The organism is Acidovorax sp. SUPP950, from assembly GCF_030158935.1.
GTDB lineage: Bacteria > Pseudomonadota > Gammaproteobacteria > Burkholderiales > Burkholderiaceae_C > Paracidovorax.
The window spans coordinates 602729-622125 of the sequence record NZ_BQXE01000002.1 but is presented as its reverse complement, the minus strand read 5'-3'; the positions used below and the strand labels follow the sequence as shown (position 1 = coordinate 622125).

Below are 19397 nucleotides of genomic sequence, written 5' to 3'. Positions count from 1 at the left end.
CGCCCTCAGGCACACAGGCCGTGCTTGCGCTTGCCGTTCGTCGGAACACCCACCTGCAAAAAACGCAATGTTTCCGCGTCGAACGCCACCGTCCAGACAAGGCCGTCCACAAAGTAGCTGTCGTTGTCCGGCAGGCGCCTTTTCAAGGTTTTCAGTTTGCGTTCGACCTCGCTGCGAGAATCCGTGGCAAGCAGGCCGTGAGGCAGGGGGCCCGTGTAGACGCCGTTGTCCTGGCCCTTGCCAGACAGCATGATTTCCAGCTGGTAGAAGACAAAAGTGCCTTCGCTTTTCTGCGCGATGCCCTCGTCTTCCGCATCGATTTCAAAGGACATGGAAAGGCCCTCGCCCGGAACCGCGATGAGGGTGTCGAGCGACTTCCCGATTTTTGGCCGCTTCTTCAAACCGGCGGCCGTCAGATATTCGTCGAAGGGCTTGTAGATACTGCTGTGCCCCAAAAAATCGATCAGTTCGATGGCATTCATGATGTCGCTTTCACTACGTTGTCGATGGCGTCCTGGATGTATTTGTCCCAGTCCATGTTCCTCAGCTCTTCGGCCGCCTTGTCATAAGCCTCTTTGCACCCGTGATCTTTCCCTTCCATAGCCTTCGAGATTTTTTCGGTGTTTCTTCTCACCGCGTCCTTCAAATTCGCCGCGTCTTTCTTGACGGTTTCCGGGGAATTCTTATGCCGCCAAGTATCCCCTTCGGCATGGATGTCCGGTGGTATCGCGATAGTGGGCGCCTGGTTTCGCACCGCGTTCCTGATCTTCTGCGCCTGGGCGTCATCGATGACCATACCGCCTTCGCGCAGGTCTTTGATTTTCCGTTCTGCGGCCCGCTCCAGCGCGGCCCCTGAAGGCGTGTGATCTTTCTCCAGCCCACTGCCTTTGAGCGACTTCTTGTCGTTATAAGGCACCTTCTTGCCGCAATCCTTGTGCTTCTTGGGCTTACCCTTGTCTTTGCCGCCCCCATTGCCCTCCGCTTTCTTCGCGGCAGCTTCCTCTGCCTCCTTGGCCTCTCTCTTCGCCAACGCCTCCTCCGCCTCGCGGGCGGTCTTCTTGCCCACCGCCTCGGCCGCGGCGCCCACGGCTTTCTTGCCGTATTTGGCGCCCGTGGCAGCCATGCCGGCGCCAGGAATCATGGCGGCGGCGCTGATCGCCGCGTTGACCTTGTCACCTTCGGCCAGATAGATCAGCGCATTGGCGCCGTCCGCGATCTCGCCGGCCCCCGGGATCAGTCCGATGACGTCCAGCCCGGTGTGCACCACGTCGCTGCCCCAGCGGCTCCACCAACTCTTCTCGGTCTCGGTGGGCTTGATGGGCGGAGCACTGTTGCCGTGCGGATTGGGGGCGGTGTCCGGCACCACGATGCCCGTGGTGTTGCCGATCGGCCCCGGCGCGGGGTAGTCGTTGGGCTTGATGCGCGCGTTGCGCGTTTCGGCCTCTGGCGGCCTGGGTCTTTTAGGCGCCATGGGGGGTTACGGCTTCTTCCAGTTCATCCACATCTTGTCGGCGGTGCGCACGATGGCGCGGCCGTTGACGTACACGCTCTTGCTGTGGTCGATGTCATGGCTGATGAAGACGTTGGTCTGGCTGACCACCCCCTTGCCCTGGCCGGGTTCGTCGCCCATCACGTTGTCCACGTAGCTCTGGTTGTGCAGGTATACGGGCTTGCCTTGCAGGAAGACGTTGGGCGAGCAGTGCTGGCTTTGGTCCAGCTGGTGCGTGATGGGGTACGGCACGGGCACGCCGTTCTTGCTGGGCGTCAGGCACACGTCGGGCGCGAGCGAGACGACTCGGAAACGCCCGTCTTTGGCGACGATGTTTTCATTGGCCACGGCCGGCCACCTGTGCATTCCGGCGGGCCTGCGCCGCCTTCTGCATGGCCTCGTCGAGGTGCACGCCGGTGCCCGCAGGCCAGGTGCCCAGCTCCAGTTGCCGCACATCGGCCTTGGCGCTGACGACTGCGCGGCGCACGATGCTGAGCGTGCCCGCCTCCAGGTCGAGGATCACGGTGTCGATGTGCATCGGCGCGAACATCAGCACGCCGACCTTCAGCCGCACCAGCAGCTGCAGGTCCTGCCGGGGCAGCCAGAATCGGTAGGGGCCGGCATGCCGTGCCGCCGCGGTGAAGTGCGCGAGCACCACTTCCTCGCCGCCCTGCGGATAGTCGATCTGCTGGTCTTCCGGCGCGCAGTTCCAATAGCGGTAGTCGTGGTCGAGCGGGCTCCTGGGCCACTGGGTCTGCTTCCAGCGCTCGTCGTGCGTGCCGGCCAGGGCCACGCGAGGGCTCCACCAGCGGCCCACTGGCCCGAGGCCGACCACCGGGTAGTCGGATTGGCCGGTATAGGGCTGCTGGAAGTCTTCGATCTGCGGCGCACGCCGAACGTCTTCGGTCCGCTGGGTCTCTGGCGGGGCAATCGCTGCACTGCCGCGCCCCTGCAATTGCGCCAGCGCCTCGTTGGCCTGCGGCACCGCCGTGGGCAGGCGCCCGCAGCCGATGGGGTTGGGCCCATGGAAAGGCGGCAGCGCTGCGTGCGCCTGGCTGGCGAGATGCCGCTGTGCGTCGGTCACTCCGCTGCCCGGCGCGCTGTCGATGAAGCGCTGCAGCAACCGCTCCTGGCGGATGAGGTGCGGCCCGCCGAATGCCAGCTCGTAGCCGATGCGCACCCGGTCCGTGGGCTCCGGCTCCGTCAACTGCAGCGCTCCCAGCGCCGCGACGGATCGCACGAAGCGGCGCGGGCCGGTCACCTGAAAGGTCTTCTCGATGGCATCGCCGAAACGAAAGCCCACCGGCCAGCGGGCCAGTGCCTTGCCATCCGGCGCGTGCGCGGTGGCATTGACCACCAGCACGTCGCACCGGGGCTTGAAAGGCGCGTAGTCGCTCTCCTGCAGCAGGCTGGTTTCGTTGACCTCGCCCTGGAACTGGTCGGCCTGGCACAGCGGCAGTTGCCGCTCCGGCGGCAGCAGCACGGGCTCCATGCGCCCGTCCTTCTCCTGCAGTTGCAGCAGGGAGTAGGAGATGCGGGTCACCATCACATGGAAGATGTCCCCATGCGGGTCCACATGCTGGAAGTACTGGCTCGGCCAGGGCGTGTGGTTGATGACTTCCGGAACGCCCGCGGCGTCGATGGGGCTGGGCAGGGCGTGGGATGGGAGCGCCATGGCGTCAACTCAATTCAGGTCGATGCGCTTGGAATCGAGGCCGATGTGCTTGGACCCCACCAGATCGATTTCCTTGCCGTTGACGGTGATCTGGCCGCCCTTTTCCATTCTGAGCACCGAGGCGCCGCACACCAGTTCGATGGAGTCGCCCGCCTCGATCCGGATCACCTTGCCGGTGGTCTGGCTCCAGTTCTCACCCACCTTCGTCGTCTGGCTCCGCCCCACGGTGACCGAGCGCCCCATCAGCACGTTGGTGCTCTGCGTCAGCCCCACGTTGACTACCATGGCCGCGCCCACGTTCACGTTGTAGGCCGCGCCGATGTTCATCATCTTGGCCAGCCCCACGTTCTGCAGGTAGGCCAGGCCGACGGTTTCGGTCTTGAAGCTGCCGACCTTGATCGACCAGTTGTTGCCGATCTTGTCCTTCTCGTTGCGGCCGATGGTCTTGCTGCGGTTCTTGCCGATGCTCACCGTCTCGTCGATGCCGACGTCTTCATTGCGGTTGTCGCCGATGCTGATCTTCTCGTCGTGGTCCACCCGCTCGGTGCGGTTGTTGTGCACGGTGATGTTTTCATCGCGGTCCACGGTCTCGGTGCGGTCGCGGTGGATGACGTTGGTCTCGTCCCGGTCGATGGTCTTGCGCCGGTCGTTCCCGACCCACTTGTCCTCGTCGTTCTCCACTTCGGTGAGCTGGTCCTTTTGCGCATGCAGCCACAGCTGCTCGGCCCCGGCCTTGTCCTCAAAGCGGATGGCGTTGGCATCGCCCGCGCCGTTCTTCAGTCCGTCACCGAAGGCCCCGCCCTTGCTCGATTTGGTCTTGATGCCCGACTGCGTGGCGTTGGCCGGCAGCGCCCACGGCGGCATGTTGTCGGCGTTGTACACGCAGCCGGTGATGAGGGGGTGGTCCGGGTCGCCATTGAGGAAGTCGACCACGACTTCCATGTTGATGCGCGGGATGAACAGGGCCCCGAAGCCGGAGCCGGCCCAGCTGCTGGAGACCCGCACCCAGCAGCTGGAGTTCTCGTTCATGGCACCCACCCGGTCCCAGTGGAACTGCACCTTGACGCGCCCGTACTGGTCGGGCCAGATCTCCTCGCCCGGCGGGCCGACGACGACGGCGGTCTGCGGGCCGGTGGTCCTGGGCTTCGGGGTGGTGCGCGCGGGGGTGTAGGGCACGCTGGTGGGCTGCGCCAGCAGGGTGAATCGCTGGAACGAGCCTTCTTCCTGCGCCGTGCCCTTGGGGCCCGGGGCGGCAGCGCTGACCTGGGGGTTTTCCTTGAAGTGGTATTCGAGACCGGTGAGCAGGTAGGCCTGGTTCTGGTCCTCGCGCGGGTAGTTCTCCAGCGTGAAGGTGTAGCCCGGGGCCAGCGCCCGGTGGCGCGACTGGCCCCGCACGGTGCTGTGCCCGGTGAGGCTTTCCTGCAGCCGCACCCGGGCATAGGCTTCGCCGTCGCCGAATTCGGTGTAGCCGCCCGGCCATTCGTAGATTTCGTGGGCGTCGTGCGCATGCCCCGGCGGGGTCTGGCGCATGTTGGACAGGTCCGCGCGCGGCTTCTTGAAGTCGTAGTCGTCGTTGTAGTGCCGCCCCGAATGGATGGCCTGGTGCAGTTCCCAGGCGTGGATGTTCTCTTTGTCGGCGACGGCGGCCTTCTCGGGCGGGTAGAACGGGATGACGGCGGCCCCAGGCAGCGGGCTGTGCGAGGCGACGATGTCGTCGGCCAGGGTCAGGATGTGCTGGCCGGCGCTGTGCTGGTGGTAGTAATAGATGCCCTCATGCTCCATGAGGCGCGAGACGAAGGCGCAGTCGGTCTCGCCGTACTGCACGCAGTAGTCCCAGCTGCGATACGCCCGCGTGAGCCGCTTTTGCAGGGGGTGGCCGTATTTGCCGAGCACCTCTTCGATGATGTCGGGAACGGTCTTGTTCTGGAAGATCCGGAAGTCGCTCTTGCGCGTGGCCAGCCACAGCCAGGGCTGCAGGCGCAGGCGATAAGCGTAATACCGGTGGTCTTCGCCCTGCAGTCCGAACCGGGTGACGATGCCGTCCAGGTAGCGCCGGCCGCCGCCTTCGGTCTCCACCTCCACCGTGGCGTGCTTGCCCAGCAGCGCCTTGGGGTCGAGGGACTTGCTCTCGCTCAGCAGATCCACATCCAACGCGAACAGCTCGGAGAGCGCTTCCTTGCCCTGCAGGCGGCGAAACTGCAGCTGTTCTCCCAATGGCGTTTGGATCGTGACGCGGCGTGTCATCGTGGGCAGGCCCGAAACGGGGCTGTGTCGCTGTGGTGGAAGCGGCCATGATGGCTTTCCAATATGACAATTCATCGACAACGCAGTAGACCGGCTGCGCCTGGGGTGGATTCCAACATTCAGCGCCATCGCGCTCCCCGCTACGGCCCGGCCATCAAAGACACTCACCCACATCGCCCGCGCCAGAAAGCCTGTTCACATGCCCCGCTTTGCCGCCAACCTGTCCCTGCTCTACCCGGAGTTCGATTTCCTCGACCGTTTCGCCGCGGCCGCACGCGATGGCTTTCGTGCGGTGGAATTTCTCTTTCCCTACGCCCACCCGCCCGCCGAACTGGCGGCGCGCCTGCAGGCCCATGGCCTCGAACAGGTGCTGTTCAACGCGCCACCGGGCCAGTGGGACGCAGGCGAGCGCGGCACGGCCTGCCTGCCAGGGCGCGAGGCGGAGTTCCGCGCCAGCATGGTGCAGGCGATCGATTACGCGCAAGCGCTGCAGTCGCCGCGCATCCACGTGATGGCGGGCCTGCTGCCGGCCGGCCGCACGCGGGGCGAGGTGCGCGCCACCTATGTGGCCAATCTGCGCGTGGCGGCCGCGATGGCCGCGCCGCACGGGCTGCAGATCCTCATCGAACCCATCAACGGACGGGACATGCCCGGCTACTTTTTGAACCGCCAGGACGAGGCCCATGCGCTGCTGGCCGAGATCGGCGCGCCGAACGTTCAGGTGCAGATGGACCTGTACCACTGCCAGATCGTCGAAGGCGACCTGGCCACCCAGATCCGCCAGTACGTGCCCACGGGCCGGGTAGGCCACATCCAGATCGCGGGCGTGCCCGAGCGGCACGAGCCGGATGTGGGCGAGGTCCACTACCCCTACCTGTTCCAGTTGCTGGACGAACTGGGCTACCCGGGCTGGATCGGCTGCGAATACCGACCCGCGCGCGGCCTGGGACCGGGGGGGACCACCGCCGGGCTGGGCTGGTTGCATCAATCCCGATGAGACGGACCCGGGCCCTCCGGCCACGAGCCGCCCCGATCACTTGTTCAAAGCCTTCTGCACTTCCAGCTGGAATTGGTCGCTGTTGCGCAAGCGCAGGTATTCTTGGTATGCGGCGTGGTACGCCTCTTTCTCCAGGCCATAGGAGTGCGCCAGCACGTCGTAACGGTCCACGCCCGCACGCCGCCACAGCGCGAGGTCGGCAACCACCTCTGCGCGTGTGAGGCGGCTGTCCTTTTCCTGGGCTTCGCCCGGGGGGGGCTGGGCTTGCGCAGGCAGGGCAAGCGATGCGGCCAGGGCGGCGGCCCCGAAAGCGGCCAGCATTGGGCGGGTGAGACGACGGGATGGGTTGGATTTCGTGTTCGGCATGAGAGCTCCTGTGGTGAGGGAGGGAAAGAACAAAGCCTTCCAAGGCACAGGCACGCAAACGGCTCAGCGCCGCTCTGTGCCCGCCGCTGACGCAACGGGTGGCGCCGCATCGGCGAAGCGAAAGGGTCGATCGGCTGGAACGGGCGAAAGGCCGGAAAGGACGGCCGGCGGCGCTTTCTCCGGCACCCACCCGCCGCCCAGCGCCTTGAAGATGGCAATGGCCGATCGCGCGGATTCCGTTTGCGCCTGGACCTGCCCATCGAGCACGCCGAGCAGCGCCTCGTCGGCCTGCAGGACTTCGATCAGGCTGACGACGCCCTTGTCGAAAGCGGCCGCCGAAGCATCCCGCGCCCGCGTGAGCGCGTCGGCACCCGCAGCCAACAGGTCGGCCTGTTCCCGTCGGCGCTGGAACGAGGACAGCGCGTTTTCCACCTCCTCGGTTGCTCGCAGCACGGCGTGGCGATAGCCTGCCAGTGCCTCGGCCTCCTGTGCCTCGGCGTACCGGATCTGGGCGTCAATGCGGCCGAAGTCGAACAGCCGCCAGCGCAGGCCCACGGTGGCGCCGGCCTGAGCCGCCCCACCGGTGAAGAGGTTGCCGCTGGAAATGGAGGTGGCGCTGCCCAGCAGGCCGCTGAGCGAGACCTTCGGGTAATACTCGGCCACGGCAACGCCGATGCGTGCGCTGCTGGCGGCCAGCCGCCGCTCGGCGGCGATCAGGTCCGGACGGCGGCGCAGCAAGTCGCCCGGCGCACCGCCGGATCCGATCTGCGGCAGTGCCGGCACGGGGCGGGGGACGGACAACTCGGCGCGGTGGGTGCCCGGATGGGTGCCCAGCATCACGTCCATTGCGTTCATCGCGGCTTCCAGGGCTGCCTGCGATACGGGGATCGAGGCCTTTACCCGCGCGAGCGCCCCTTCGGCCTGGCGCAGTTGCAACTCCGACGCCAGGCCCTTGTCGAACCGCAACTGGATCATGGAGAGCAGCCCCTGCTGTGTCTTGACCTGCCGTTGCGCAATCTCGATGCGCGCCTGCAGGCCACGCACCATGATGTAGGTGTCGGCGATCTGCGCAGCCACCGCCAGCCGCACCGCGGCCGCTCCCGCTTGCGACCCTTCGAAGTCGGCCCGGGCCGCCTGGATCTCGCGCTCGAGACCTCCGAAAAAGTCCAGCTCCCAACCGGCGGAGAGATTGGCCTCATACGCGCTGCCGTAACGATCGAAGCCGGGGGACGAATTCAGCACCTGCCCCAGCGGGGTTTCCACCGACTGGTAAGCCCTCGATGCCTGTGCCGCAACGCCCACTGCCGGTGCCAATGCGGCCCCGGCGGCCTGCAGCCCTGCCCTGGCCTGCAATACACGGGCGGACGCCTGGGCAAGCTCCCCGTTTTGCTCCAGCGCCAGCGTGACGAAATGGGTGAGCTGCGGATCACCGAAGGCCGGCCACCATGCGGCAAGGTCGGCATCCGCAAGGGCGGTTCCCGGGCTTTGCCGGGCCTGGCCAGAGTCGCCTTGGTATGTGCCGGGCATGGCCGGCACCGGCCGTACGTAATCCGGGCCGACCGCACATCCGGCGGACAGCGTGGCGACGAGGGTCATCAGGGCATGGCGAGTGCGAAACATGGGGAAATACGGTGGCTTGGATGTTGTAACTATATACGTTATTAGTCACTCGTTGTGATATTTTTGGCAGGGCGTTAAGCTCAGACCCATGAGTACCCCTACCGCTTCACCGATGCCCACGCGCGGCCCCGCCGATCACGACGTGCGGGCACAGATCGCCACAGCCGCCAAAGAGCACTTCAGCCGCTATGGCTACGAAAAAACCACCGTGTCCGACTTGGCAAAGGCCATCGGCTTCTCCAAGGCCTACGTCTATAAATTCTTCGAATCGAAGCAGGTCATCGGCGAGATGATCTGCACCCACTGCCTGGCGGAAATCGAGGCCGAGATCCGCCAGGCAGTGGAGGAGGGAGGCCACCCTCCCGAACAGCTGCGGCGCATGTTCAAGGCGATCGTGCAGTCCACGCTGAAGCTGCTGTCCCAGGACAGCAAGCTTTATGAGATCGCCGCGTCGGCGGCCACGGAAGGCTGGCAGTCTGCGGCCGCGTATGAAAAACGCATACGGCAGCTCCTCAACGAGATCCTCGAGGCGGGGCGCAAGTCGGGCGATTTCGAGCGCAAGACACCGTTGGACGAGGCCGGCGACGCCATCTTCCTCGTCATGCGGCCGTACCTGAATCCCTGGCTGCTGCAACACAGCCTTCACCACGCGGAGCGCGCTTCGATCCAACTGGCCAACCTGGTGCTACGCAGCCTTTCGCCTTGAACCGAACTTGTGACCATTGACATTAATGGTCACAAATCACAAAATCGAGTCCTGATTGTTTTTCAGGACTCCCATGCCTCGGCACTGCTCCCTGCCCCTTGCCGCGCTCTTTGCGCTGCCGCTTGCCCTTGTCGCCTGCGGCAAAAACCAACCCCCTGATCCCCGGACCGAGCCCCCTTTGGTGCGCACCGCTGTGGTTGCCCCCGGCAACGCGAGCCTGCGGGCTTTCACGGGCACAGTGGCCGCCCGCGTCCAAAGCGATCTGGGTTTTCGCGTTCCGGGCAAGGTGCTGGAGCGGCTGGTGGACGCAGGGCAGACCGTCAAGCGAGGCCAATTGCTGCTGCGCATGGACCCCATCGACCTGCGGCTTGCAGCAAACGCCCAGCAGGAATCGGTTGCGGCAGCCAAGGCCCGCGCCGAGCAGGCGAGCGACGAAGAGGCGCGGTACCGCGATCTGCGCGGCACCGGCGCCATCTCCGCGTCGGCGTATGACCAGGTCAAGGCGGCGGCCGAATCGGCAAAGGCCCAGCTCAAGGCCGCACAGGCGCAGGCGGAGGTCGCGGGCAACACCACGCGGTATGCCGAGCTGGTCGCCGATGCCGATGGTGTGGTGATGGAAACGCTGGCCGAGCCCGGCCAGGTGGTGGGTGCGGGCCAGACGGTGGTACGCATCGCGCGCTCCGGCAAGCGGGAAGCGGTCATCCACGTGCCCGAAACGCTTCGGCCCACCGTGGGCTCCAACGCGCAGGCAACGCTGTTCGGCAGCGAAGGCACGCCGGTGCAAGCCCGGCTGCGCCAGCTGTCCGATTCGGCCGACCGCGTGACCCGCACCTTCGAGGCACGCTATGTGCTCGAAGGCCCGCTGGCACAGGCGCCCCTAGGAACCACCGTCACGGTGCGCCTTCCGGGCGGCGCCCGCCCTGGAGCCCCTGCCTTGCGGGTCCCCCTGGGCGCCATCGTGGACGAGGGCCAGGGCGCTGCCGTATGGCAGGTCCAGGGCACGCAGGTGTCTCGCCGGCCCGTCTCGATCGCCAGCATCGAGGACGACCACGCCTATGTCACGGGCTCGCTCAAGGCAGGCGACACGATCGTGGCGCTTGGGGCCCACCTGCTGCGCGAAGGGGCCTCGGTCCGCTTGGCAGACGCAGTGCCGGTGAAGACGCTGGCGCCTGCGGGAGCCGGCCGTGAGTGAGGGACGCTTCAACCTTTCCGCGCTGGCGGTCCGCGAGCGCTCCATCACGCTCTTCCTGATCCTCCTGATCTCGCTGGCGGGCGTGGTCTCTTTCCTGAAACTGGGCCGCGCCGAGGACCCCGCCTTCACCGTCAAGGTGATGACCATCGTCACGGCATGGCCTGGCGCAACAGCGCAGGAAATGCAGGATCAGGTGGCTGAAAAGCTCGAAAAGCGGTTGCAGGAACTGCGCTGGTACGACCGCACCGAAACATTCACCCGGCCAGGACTGGCGTTCACCACCCTCACGCTACAGGACTCGACCCCGCCGTCCACGGTGCAGGAAGAGTTCTACCAGGCGCGCAAGAAACTCGGCGACGAGGCCCGCAACCTCCCGGGCGGCGTGATCGGCCCGATGGTGAACGACGAATACGCCGACGTCACGTTCGCCTTGTATGCCCTCAAGGCGCAGGGCGAGCCGCAGCGGGTACTGGCCCGCGATGCGGAAGCGCTGCGGCAGCGCCTGCTGCACGTGCCAGGGGTCAAGAAAATCAACATCATTGGCGAGCAATCCGAGCGCATCTATGTCGAGTTCTCACACGAGCGGCTGGCAACGCTGGGCATCGGACCGCAGGAGATATTCACCGCGTTGAACAACCAGAACGCGCTGACTCCCGCGGGCTCCATCGAAACGAAGGGCCCGCAGGTCTTCATCCGCATCGATGGCGCGCTGGACGAACTGCAGAAAATCCGCAACACACCGATCGCCGCGCAGGGCCGCACGGTGGTGCTCTCGGACATTGCCACCGTCAAGCGTGGCTACGAAGACCCCTCGACCTTTCTGATCCGCAACGGCGGAGAACCGGCATTGCTGATCGGCGTGGTCATGCGCGATGGCTGGAACGGCCTCGACCTGGGCAAGGCGCTGGACACCGAGGTGACAGCGATCAACGCCGGCATGCCGTTGGGCATGGCCCTGTCCAAGGTCACCGATCAATCCGTGAACATCAGTGCCTCGGTGGATGAATTCATGGTCAAGTTCTTCGCGGCCCTCGTGGTTGTGATGGTGGTCTGCTTCGTCAGCATGGGCTGGCGCGTGGGCGTGGTGGTGGCCGCCGCCGTGCCCCTCACGCTGGCCGCGGTGTTCGTGATCATGGCGGCCACCGGCAAGAACTTCGACCGCATCACGCTCGGCTCGCTCATCCTCGCACTGGGCCTGCTGGTGGACGACGCCATCATTGCGATCGAGATGATGGTGGTGAAGATGGAGGAAGGCTTCAGCCGCACGGCCGCTTCCGCCTACGCATGGAGCCACACCGCAGCGCCGATGCTCTCGGGAACGCTGGTCACCGCCGTGGGTTTCATGCCCAACGGCTTCGCGCGCTCTACCGCGGGCGAATACACCAGCAACATGTTCTGGATCGTGGGCATCGCGCTGATCGTCTCCTGGGTGGTCGCGGTGGTGTTCACGCCCTACCTGGGCGTGAAGATGCTGCCAGACCTGAAGAAAATCGAAGGTGGCCACGCTGCGATGTACGACACGCCGCGCTACGCCCGCTTTCGCCGCACGCTGGAAAGCGTCATCGCGCGCAAGTGGCTCGTGGTGGCCGCCGTCGTACTGGCGATGGTGCTGGCCGTACTGGGCATGGGCGTCGTGAAAAAGCAGTTCTTCCCGACATCGGACCGCCCCGAAGTGCTGGTGGAAATCCAGATGCCGTATGGCACGTCAATTGATCAGACCAGCGTGGCCACGGAAAAAGTGGAAACGTGGCTGTCAAAACAGCCCGAGTCGAAAATCGTCACCGCCTACGTCGGCCAGGGCGCGCCCCGTTTCTTCCTGGCCATCTCGCCGGAACTGCCGGACCCGTCGTTCGCGAAGATCGTGGTGCGCACCGACAACCAGGATGAGCGCGAAGCCCTCAAGGCGCGCCTGCGCGATGCGATTGCCCAGGGGCTCGCCCCCGAGGCCAGGGTTCGCGTCACGCAGTTGGTGTTCGGCCCCTACTCGCCTTTTCCGGTGGCCTACCGCGTTTCGGGACCCGACCCCGCAAAGCTGCGCGTGATCGCATCGCAAATGCAAGAGACGATGCAGTCGGATCCGATGATGCGCACGGTGAACGTGGACTGGGGCGTTCGCACCCCGGCACTGCACTTCAAGCTGCAGCAAGACCGCCTGCAGGCCGTCGGCCTGACATCGGCCGGGGTTGCCCAGCAATTGCAGTTCCTGCTCAGCGGCGTGCCCGTGACATCGGTGCGCGAAGACATCCGCACGGTCCAGATCACGGCCCGGTCCGCTGGCGCGAACCGTCTGGACCCGGCAAAGGTTGCGGACTTCACGCTCACGACGGTGACGGGCCAGCGAATTCCGCTCTCGCAATTGGGCGAGTTCGAGATCCGCATGGAAGAACCGATCCTGCGGCGCCGCGACCGCATGCCGACCATCACGGTACGGGGCGACATTGCGGAGGACCTGCAGCCACCGGACGTGTCCACAGCGATCTCCCGGAAATTGCAGCCGATCAAGGATGCATTGCCAGCGGGCTACCGCATCGATGAAGCAGGCGCCATCGAGGAGTCCGGCAAAGCGATGGCGGCGATGATTCCCCTGTTCCCGATCATGATCGCCGTGACCCTGATGATCATCATCCTGCAGGTACGCTCGATGTCCGCGATGGTGATGGTGTTCCTGACCAGCCCGCTGGGCCTGATCGGCGTCGTGCCCATGCTCCTGGTGTTCCAACAACCGTTCGGCATCAACGCGCTCGTCGGGCTGATCGCACTGTCGGGGATCCTGATGCGCAACACCCTGATTCTGATCGGGCAGATCCAGCACAACGAACAGGAGGGACTCGACCCGTTCCACGCCGTCGTGGAGGCCACCGTGCAGCGGGCCCGCCCGGTCATCCTGACCGCTTTGGCGGCCGTCCTGGCGTTCATTCCGCTCACGCATTCGGTTTTCTGGGGAACGCTGGCGTACACCCTGATCGGCGGCACCTTGGCGGGGACGGTGCTGACACTGGTCTTCCTGCCCGCCATGTATTCGATCTGGTTCGGAATCCAGCCTGCGGGGCCAAAGCCGGGGACCGCCATGGCCGCGTGAACCCGCATGCGCCGTGGTTGTCCCGGGGTGCGGGACGACTCGGGCGCCCCTGAGCGCCGGCCGGCGCGGGAAAAGCCGCCGCGCTCCGGGCCTTGCGCCATTGGCTGACACAGAGGGCGGCCCAATGGGGATGAAATGGCACATCGCCCGGCGCCTCGCCCGCCGGCCTGTCCTTCACTCCCACCGACCATTCCCATGCCACGCCTTTCCCAGAAAACCGCCCTCGTCACCGGCAGCACCCAGGGCATCGGTGCCGCGATCGCGCTGCGCTTCGCCCGCGAGGGCGCCGACGTCGTGCTCAATGGCCGCAAGCCCGATGGCGGTCCGCGCGAACTCATCGAACAGATCCAGGCACTGGGCCGCCGCGCGGTCTACGTGCCGGCCGACATCGGCACCGCCAGCGCGGCCACCGCGCTGGTCGAGCGCGCGGTCGAGGCGCTGGGCGGCCTGGACATCCTGGTCAACAACGCCGGCGTGGAGCGCCATGCCGATTTCTGGGACGTGACCGAAGAAGACTACGACCTGGTGATGGACACCAACGTGAAGGGCCTGTTCTTCGCCACCCAGGCTTTCGTTCGCCACCGCCGCGCGCTGCAGCGCGGAGGCGCCGTGGTGAACATCAGCTCGGTGCACGAAGAGATCGCGTTCCCCCACTTCGCCTCGTACTGCGCCAGCAAGGGTGCGCTGCGCATGCTGGCGCGCAATCTGGCGAGCGAACTGGCGCCGCTGTCCATCCGCATCAACAACGTGGCGCCGGGCGCGATCGCCACGCCCATCAACGAAAAACTGCTGAACGACCCGGCCAAGCTCAAGGCGCTGCAAGCGCAGATCCCCATGGGCCGGCTGGGTGTGCCGGAGGACGTGGCAGGGCTGGTCGCGTTCCTGGCGAGCGAGGACGCGGGCTACATCACCGGCGGCACCCATTCGGTGGATGGCGGGCTGACCTACCACTACACGGAGCAGTGACCGCGAGTCCGTGGCATGCGGCCGCAACGGCCGGTCACGCACGGACGCCTGCGGCTGAAGACCCTGCATGAAAATGGCCTGCGCCGCCGTATCCACCTCGCAATATTGCTATACATTCGCCGATCGTGACCGCGGTCCCGCCAAGGCACAGTACCGGTTCGTCCAATGTGACTCCACCGTCCTTTGGAGGTGCAGGAATCGGCTGGCAAGCCGAGGAATGGGCCGCAGGCGATGGGGCAGCGGAGCCCGCCCGCTGATGCCCGCGTTTTGCACCGTTCACCGAGGCTGCCCCTTCCAGGCAATCTTCCGAACGGATTTCGAATGTCCATGGCGCACGGAATGCGATGCCAGCCACCCAGCCCTTTGCACTGATTGCCGATCTGCAGCGTCTCAACCAGCAACTGGTGGAACTGCCCTGCCCTGCCTGCGGCGGGCACGATCCCCATCTGATATGGCGCCGTGACCGTTACTTTCTGACAGTGAACCTGTCGAGCTGTCGCGCTTGTGGCCTGGTGTATCTGGCGCGCGGGCTGCAGGGCGAGGCGCAGGACCGGTTCTATGCCCATTTCTATCCCCGCCTGATGAAGCAGCCGCCAGACGCCCACAGCGTGTGGAACTACCGGATGATCGCCGGCTATCGGCACAGCGAGATCAGCGCGGTGATCGGTCCGATCGACTCGGTGCTGGACATCGGCGCAGGCCTGGGCTTTTTCCTCGATGCCTGCCGCGGCCATGGCTGTGGGCAATATCTGGGACTGGAGCCCGGGGGACCGCAGCGCGAGCATGCCGTGCACACGCTCGGACTGGGTGGGCATGTCCTCGACCGGGGTCTGGACGAAGGAACGGTGCTGCCTTTCCGGCCCCGGCTGATCACCCTGTTCCATGTCCTGGAGCATCTGGAGGATCCGGGGAAGGCGCTGCAGCGGGCAGCGGCGCTGATCGATCCCGAGGGATGGCTGGTCATCGAGGTGCCCGACATCCGAGCGCCATGGCGCGGACTCGGCCTGCATCAGGTTCACGTATCGCACCGCAGCTACTTTTGCGAGGCCACCCTCACGGCCTTGCTGCAACGCAACGGGTTCGGCGTGCACCGCACGGTGCGGGAACCCCACGGCATCTACGAAGGCAACCTGCGCATGTACGCTCGGCCGGGGTTCCAGGCGCGGCAGGCCAGCCCACTGTCGCCGCCCTCCCCCTCGGCACTGGCCGAGTTGAAAGCACATGTGCTCCGGCACATCAGGCCCTGGAGCCTTCGCAATGGCTATCCCCGTTCGGCCATACGCCTTTGCAAGTTGTCGATGAAAGGCCACTGACCGTCCCCGAGGCGCAGGCCTCAGACCCCGTCGCCCAGTTCCCGCCGTGTGGGCAACCCGTCCGAGTCGCCCGGGAACTGCACCACCCGCGCGCCGATGGCGTTGCCGCGCGCCGCGGCGCGGGCCAGGTCCAGCCCTTCGAGCAGGCCGCTGACCACGCCCACCGCGAAGCCGTCACCAGCGCCGACCGTGTCCACCACGCGAGCCACCGGGCACCCGGGCGCGGTGCCCCGCGCACCGCCCTGCTGGGCGTAGAAGGCGCCTTCCGGCCCGAGCTTGACAACCACCTGCCGCGCGCCCTGGGCGAGGTAGAAGTCAGCCACGGCCCCGGGGGTATTGCGCCCTGTGAGGGTGCGGCCTTCGCCCAGGCCCGGCAGCACGGTGTCGCACAGCGCCGCCAGGGCGTTGATGCATTCGGCCATGGCGCCAGGCGAGGGCCACAGCCGGGGCCGCAGGTTGGGGTCGAAGGAGATCGTGGCGCCCGCCGCGCGCGCCTGCCGCGCGAGGTGGAAGACCAGCTCGCGCGTGCTGGGCGACAGCGCCGGCGTGATCCCGGTCAGGTGCAGATGGCGCGCCGGGAACGCGCCTTGCGGCGCATCGGCCAGGCCCAGGTGGCTCGCGGCCGAGCCCTTGCGGAAATATTCGATCTGCGGGTCGCTGCCGTCCTCGGCGCGGGTTTTGAGCATGAATCCCGTGGGGTGCGCGGCATCGGTGGCGACGTGGCGCCGGTCGATGCCCTCGCGCTCCATCTCGCCCTGCAGGAAGCGGCCGAACGAATCCGCACCCAGCCGCGTGATGTAGCCGGTGCGCAGCCCCAGCCGCGCCAGGCCGGTGGCCACGTTCAGCTCGGCGCCGGCCGCCGCGCGGCGGTAGTCGGCCACGGCGTGCAGCTCGCCCGGGACGGTGGCCATGAAAAGCGCCATGGGCTCGCCCACGGTCAGAGCATCGAGCGCAAGGGAGTCGGGTTGCATCGGGGCGTCGTCCATTCAGTGGGTCATCGGTCCGTCGTCACATCACGGCCCCGAGCTGCCAGGGCAGGAATTCGTTGTCGCCCAGGCCGTTGTCCTCGCTCTTGCTGCGCTGGCCCGAAGCCGTGGCGATCATGAGGCGAAACAGAGCCTCGCCGGCCTCGGCGATGCTCTGGCGCCCTTCCACGATGCCGCCGCAGTCGAAGTCCATGTCGAGCGCCATGCGCTGGAACATGGGCGTGTTGGTGGCCAGCTTGAGCGAGGGCGTGGGCTTGCAGCCGTAGGTGGAGCCCCGGCCGGTGGTGAAGCAGATCAGGTTGGCGCCGCCGGCCACCTGGCCGGTGGCAGACACGGGGTCGTAGCCGGGCGTGTCCATGAAGACCAGGCCCTGCGTGCGCACGGGCTCTGCGTAGCCCACCACGTCCATCAGTCCGCTGGAGCCGGCCTTGGCGACCGCGCCCAGCGACTTTTCCAGGATGGTGGTGATGCCACCGGCCTTGTTGCCGGGCGAGGGGTTGTTGTTCAGGTCGCCGCCGTGCAGCGCCGCGTAGCGCTCCCACCAGGCCAGGCGCTCCAGCAGCTTGGCCGCGACCTGGGGTGTGGCGGCGCGGTGCGTGAGCAGGTGCTCGGCGCCGTAGATCTCGGGCGTCTCCGACAGGATGGCGGTGCCGCCATGGCGCACCAGCAGGTCCACCGCCGCGCCCAGCGCCGGGTTGGCGCTGATGCCCGAGTAGCCGTCCGATCCACCGCACTGCAAGCCCACCGCCAGGTGCCGCAGCGGCACCGGCTCGCGCCGCGCTGCGTTGGCCTGCACGAGCATGTCACCGAGGATGGCCTTGCCGTGCGCGATGGTCTCGCGCGTACCGCCCTCGTCCTGGATGGTGAGCGTGGCGAACAGGCCGGGCGCGCGCGCCGTCAGCGTCTCCACCAGCGGCGCGATCTGGTTGACCTCGCAGCCCAGGCCGATGACCAGCACGCCCGCGAAGTTGGGGTGGTTGGCGTAGCCGCGCAGCGTGCGCTGCAGCAGTTCCAGCCCCTCGCCATTGCCACCCATGCCGCAGCCGCTGCCGTGGGTGATGGCGACCACGCCGTCCACCTGCGGGTACGCGGCCAGCGCCTCGCCCTTGAAGGCGTCGGCGATGTGGCGGCACACGGTGGCCGAGCAGTTCACGCTGGCGATCACGCCTAGGTAGTTGCGCGTGGCCACGCGGCCGTCGGCGCGCACGAAGCCGTCGAAGGTCAGCCCTTGCGCGCCCGAAGCGGGCGTGGGCCGGTAGCCCGCGCCCGCGCTGTGCCCGTGGCTCGATGCCGCCATGCCCACGTTGTGCACGTGCACGTGGTCGCCGGCCGCGATGTCGGCCGTGGCCGTGCCGATGCCCTGGCCGTACTTGAGCACGGCCGCGCCGCGCGGGATGGGCACGAGCGCCACCTTGTGGCCGGAGGCGATGGGCTCCCGGACCTGCACGGCGTGCCCGCCGATGGCCAGGCGCGTGCCGGCCTCCAGAGCCTGGCGCGCCACGGCCACGTTGTCGGCGGCGCCCAGCTGGAGGGCCAGGGGCGGGGTGGGCTGCAGGTCGGTGGTCATCGTCGGGGCTGCGCGGCAGGGTCGGTGGCAAGCAAGGAATGAAAGGATCAGGCGGCGGCCAGGGCCGCCTTCAGACGTGGCTGGGCCAGGTGCGGGGCGTGCTCGGCCGCCAGGGCCACCAGGGGGCCGAAGCGGCGCTGCTTCTTTTGCGCGTGGTTCTGCGCGATGTCGGCGATGCGGTGGTCCAGGAACGGGTTTTCGAAGCGCTCGCGCACGTCGACGAGGTAGGCCTCGGCCTGCGCGCGCGCGCCCAGGGCGCCGAACACGGGCAGGATCTCCTCGGCCCAGAGCGCCTCCAGCCCGGCACGCAGCGCGGCATCGGCCATGGCCTCGCGCACGGTCTCGCCGGCGGCGCGGCCTTCCTGCTGCCAGCGCTCGGCCAGGTAGGTATGGCCGGCATTGAGCAGCAGCAGCTTGAGCCGCTCGTGGAACGCCAGGTCGTCGGTGAGCACGATGGCCGGGTGCGTGCACGGCAGCGTGAGGCGCGGGTGGCGTTCGATCACCCACACGGCATAGGGCTCGGCCACCGCGCCCACGGGCGCGATGGCCTCGGACACGATGCGGTCCACCAGCGAGTTGCCCCACACGCAGTGCGCCGTGAGCCAGTCGGTGCATTCGGCCGGCAGCGCCCATTGGCGCGCCAGGCCCGCGACCACATCGCGCAGCACGTCGCCATTGCGCTCGACCAGTTCGCACGGCAGCAGCGTGATCGGCGCCTGCGGCGCGACCTGCCAGCGCCCGTGCAGCAGCACCAGCAGCTTGGCGGGAAAGCTGTGCGGTGGCGCGCTGCCTGGGCGCAGCGCGGCGGGGCCGTCGCGATCGTCGAGCAGGTAGCCGCGGTCTGCGGTGTTGGAGACGATCACGCGCACCGGGCCGGCCACGGCGGCGCGCAGCTCGGGCCAGTGCGTGGCGGCCTGCCAGGCCTCGCGCACCGCCGTGCATTGCACGGTGCGGTCCACGCGCTCGCCACCGGCGAGACCCCGAATGCGCACGGGGTAGCCCTCGCCGCGCGCCAGCGCCGCGACGCGGGCCGCGCCGTCGGGGCGGTCGGTGGTCTGCACCACGGTGATGCCGCCCAGCGCATCGCCCGCGCCGGGAGCGCCCGCGAGCGCCTCGGACACGAACAGATCGACGTGCGCCTGCAGGAACCGGCTGGTGCCGAACTGGAGGATGGGTTGGACCATGGCGGCGCGTTCC

Annotated in this window: 16 protein-coding genes; 6 read left to right on the top strand and 10 right to left on the bottom strand. The window is 67.2% G+C overall.

Annotation, left to right across the window (positions count from 1 at the left end; translation table 11 throughout):
* Positions 1-5 precede the first annotated feature (5 nt).
* From AVME950_RS11960 to AVME950_RS11940, 5 genes are read right to left on the bottom strand one after another with little or no spacing between them, the layout of a single operon-like run.
* Positions 6-482, bottom strand: a complete 477-nt coding sequence (locus AVME950_RS11960) for a hypothetical protein (RefSeq protein ID WP_284429990.1) — start codon at positions 480-482, stop codon at positions 6-8.
* On the bottom strand, positions 479-1471 hold the full coding sequence (locus AVME950_RS11955) for a hypothetical protein (RefSeq protein ID WP_284429989.1): 993 nt from the start codon (positions 1469-1471) through the stop codon (positions 479-481). The genes AVME950_RS11960 and AVME950_RS11955 overlap by 4 nt, the downstream gene beginning before the upstream one ends.
* Positions 1472-1477: 6 nt before the next feature.
* Positions 1478-1837, bottom strand: a complete 360-nt coding sequence (locus AVME950_RS11950; protein ID WP_228316159.1) for a DUF4150 domain-containing protein — start codon at positions 1835-1837, stop codon at positions 1478-1480.
* On the bottom strand, positions 1827-3164 hold the full coding sequence (locus AVME950_RS11945; protein ID WP_284429988.1) for a DUF2169 family type VI secretion system accessory protein: 1338 nt from the start codon (positions 3162-3164) through the stop codon (positions 1827-1829). The genes AVME950_RS11950 and AVME950_RS11945 overlap by 11 nt, the downstream gene beginning before the upstream one ends.
* Before the next feature lie 9 nt (positions 3165-3173).
* Entirely contained in the window at positions 3174-5408 is a 2235-nt protein-coding gene (locus tag AVME950_RS11940; RefSeq protein WP_284429987.1) for a type VI secretion system Vgr family protein, read from the bottom strand.
* A gap of 199 nt (positions 5409-5607) precedes the next feature.
* Here AVME950_RS11940 and otnI point away from each other — a divergent pair, with 199 nt between their 5' ends.
* Positions 5608-6405: a 2-oxo-tetronate isomerase gene (otnI, locus tag AVME950_RS11935; RefSeq protein ID WP_284429986.1), complete on the top strand. Its 798-nt coding sequence runs from the start codon at positions 5608-5610 to the stop codon at positions 6403-6405.
* A gap of 36 nt (positions 6406-6441) precedes the next feature.
* Here otnI and AVME950_RS11930 read toward each other — a convergent pair whose 3' ends face one another.
* Positions 6442-6771, bottom strand: a complete 330-nt coding sequence (locus tag AVME950_RS11930; RefSeq protein ID WP_284429985.1) for a DUF4148 domain-containing protein — start codon at positions 6769-6771, stop codon at positions 6442-6444.
* A gap of 63 nt (positions 6772-6834) precedes the next feature.
* On the bottom strand, positions 6835-8391 hold the full coding sequence (locus AVME950_RS11925) for an efflux transporter outer membrane subunit (RefSeq protein WP_502869395.1): 1557 nt from the start codon (positions 8389-8391) through the stop codon (positions 6835-6837).
* Positions 8392-8479: 88 nt separating this feature from the next.
* Between AVME950_RS11925 and AVME950_RS11920 the strand changes: the two genes are divergently transcribed.
* From AVME950_RS11920 to AVME950_RS11900, 5 genes are all read left to right on the top strand, one after another.
* Positions 8480-9097: a TetR/AcrR family transcriptional regulator gene (locus AVME950_RS11920; protein WP_284429983.1), complete on the top strand. Its 618-nt coding sequence runs from the start codon at positions 8480-8482 to the stop codon at positions 9095-9097.
* A gap of 73 nt (positions 9098-9170) precedes the next feature.
* Complete coding sequence (locus AVME950_RS11915; protein ID WP_284429982.1) at positions 9171-10289, top strand: efflux RND transporter periplasmic adaptor subunit; 1119 nt, start codon at positions 9171-9173, stop codon at positions 10287-10289.
* Entirely contained in the window at positions 10282-13368 is a 3087-nt protein-coding gene (locus AVME950_RS11910) for an efflux RND transporter permease subunit (protein WP_284429981.1), read from the top strand. Before AVME950_RS11915 ends, AVME950_RS11910 begins: the two co-directional genes overlap by 8 nt.
* A 195-nt stretch (positions 13369-13563) precedes the next feature.
* Positions 13564-14334 carry an SDR family NAD(P)-dependent oxidoreductase gene (locus tag AVME950_RS11905; protein WP_284429980.1) on the top strand — a complete coding sequence of 257 codons (771 nt, stop codon included), beginning with the start codon at positions 13564-13566 and terminating at the stop codon, positions 14332-14334.
* 344 nt (positions 14335-14678) lie between these two features.
* Positions 14679-15647, top strand: coding sequence for a class I SAM-dependent methyltransferase (locus AVME950_RS11900; RefSeq protein ID WP_284429979.1), 969 nt, complete (start codon positions 14679-14681; stop codon positions 15645-15647).
* A gap of 20 nt (positions 15648-15667) precedes the next feature.
* Here the strand turns inward: AVME950_RS11900 and AVME950_RS11895 are convergent, their stop codons facing one another.
* From AVME950_RS11895 to AVME950_RS11885, 3 genes are read right to left on the bottom strand one after another with little or no spacing between them, the layout of a single operon-like run.
* On the bottom strand, positions 15668-16618 hold the full coding sequence (locus AVME950_RS11895) for a sugar kinase (protein WP_284429978.1): 951 nt from the start codon (positions 16616-16618) through the stop codon (positions 15668-15670).
* 37 nt (positions 16619-16655) lie between these two features.
* Positions 16656-18200, bottom strand: coding sequence for a UxaA family hydrolase (locus AVME950_RS11890; protein ID WP_284429977.1), 1545 nt, complete (start codon positions 18198-18200; stop codon positions 16656-16658).
* 47 nt (positions 18201-18247) lie between these two features.
* Positions 18248-19384, bottom strand: a complete 1137-nt coding sequence (locus AVME950_RS11885) for a mannitol dehydrogenase family protein (protein ID WP_284429976.1) — start codon at positions 19382-19384, stop codon at positions 18248-18250.
* Between the last annotated feature and the right edge of the window lie 13 nt (positions 19385-19397).

What these genes read in the sequence shown, in the direction of transcription:
- AVME950_RS11960 (WP_284429990.1), bottom strand. Translation starts at nt 482, where the DNA reads ATGAATGCCATCGAACTGATCGATTTTTTGGGGCACAGCAGTATCTAC.
- AVME950_RS11955 (WP_284429989.1), bottom strand. Translation starts at nt 1,471, where the DNA reads ATGGCGCCTAAAAGACCCAGGCCGCCAGAGGCCGAAACGCGCAACGCG.
- AVME950_RS11945 (WP_284429988.1), bottom strand. Translation starts at nt 3,164, where the DNA reads ATGGCGCTCCCATCCCACGCCCTGCCCAGCCCCATCGACGCCGCGGGC.
- AVME950_RS11940 (WP_284429987.1), bottom strand. Translation starts at nt 5,408, where the DNA reads ATGACACGCCGCGTCACGATCCAAACGCCATTGGGAGAACAGCTGCAG.
- otnI (WP_284429986.1), top strand. Translation starts at nt 5,608, where the DNA reads ATGCCCCGCTTTGCCGCCAACCTGTCCCTGCTCTACCCGGAGTTCGAT.
- AVME950_RS11930 (WP_284429985.1), bottom strand. Translation starts at nt 6,771, where the DNA reads ATGCCGAACACGAAATCCAACCCATCCCGTCGTCTCACCCGCCCAATG.
- AVME950_RS11925 (WP_502869395.1), bottom strand. Translation starts at nt 8,391, where the DNA reads ATGTTTCGCACTCGCCATGCCCTGATGACCCTCGTCGCCACGCTGTCC.
- AVME950_RS11920 (WP_284429983.1), top strand. Translation starts at nt 8,480, where the DNA reads ATGAGTACCCCTACCGCTTCACCGATGCCCACGCGCGGCCCCGCCGAT.
- AVME950_RS11915 (WP_284429982.1), top strand. Translation starts at nt 9,171, where the DNA reads ATGCCTCGGCACTGCTCCCTGCCCCTTGCCGCGCTCTTTGCGCTGCCG.
- AVME950_RS11905 (WP_284429980.1), top strand. Translation starts at nt 13,564, where the DNA reads ATGCCACGCCTTTCCCAGAAAACCGCCCTCGTCACCGGCAGCACCCAG.
- AVME950_RS11900 (WP_284429979.1), top strand. Translation starts at nt 14,679, where the DNA reads ATGCCAGCCACCCAGCCCTTTGCACTGATTGCCGATCTGCAGCGTCTC.
- AVME950_RS11895 (WP_284429978.1), bottom strand. Translation starts at nt 16,618, where the DNA reads ATGCAACCCGACTCCCTTGCGCTCGATGCTCTGACCGTGGGCGAGCCC.
- AVME950_RS11890 (WP_284429977.1), bottom strand. Translation starts at nt 18,200, where the DNA reads ATGACCACCGACCTGCAGCCCACCCCGCCCCTGGCCCTCCAGCTGGGC.
- AVME950_RS11885 (WP_284429976.1), bottom strand. Translation starts at nt 19,384, where the DNA reads ATGGTCCAACCCATCCTCCAGTTCGGCACCAGCCGGTTCCTGCAGGCG.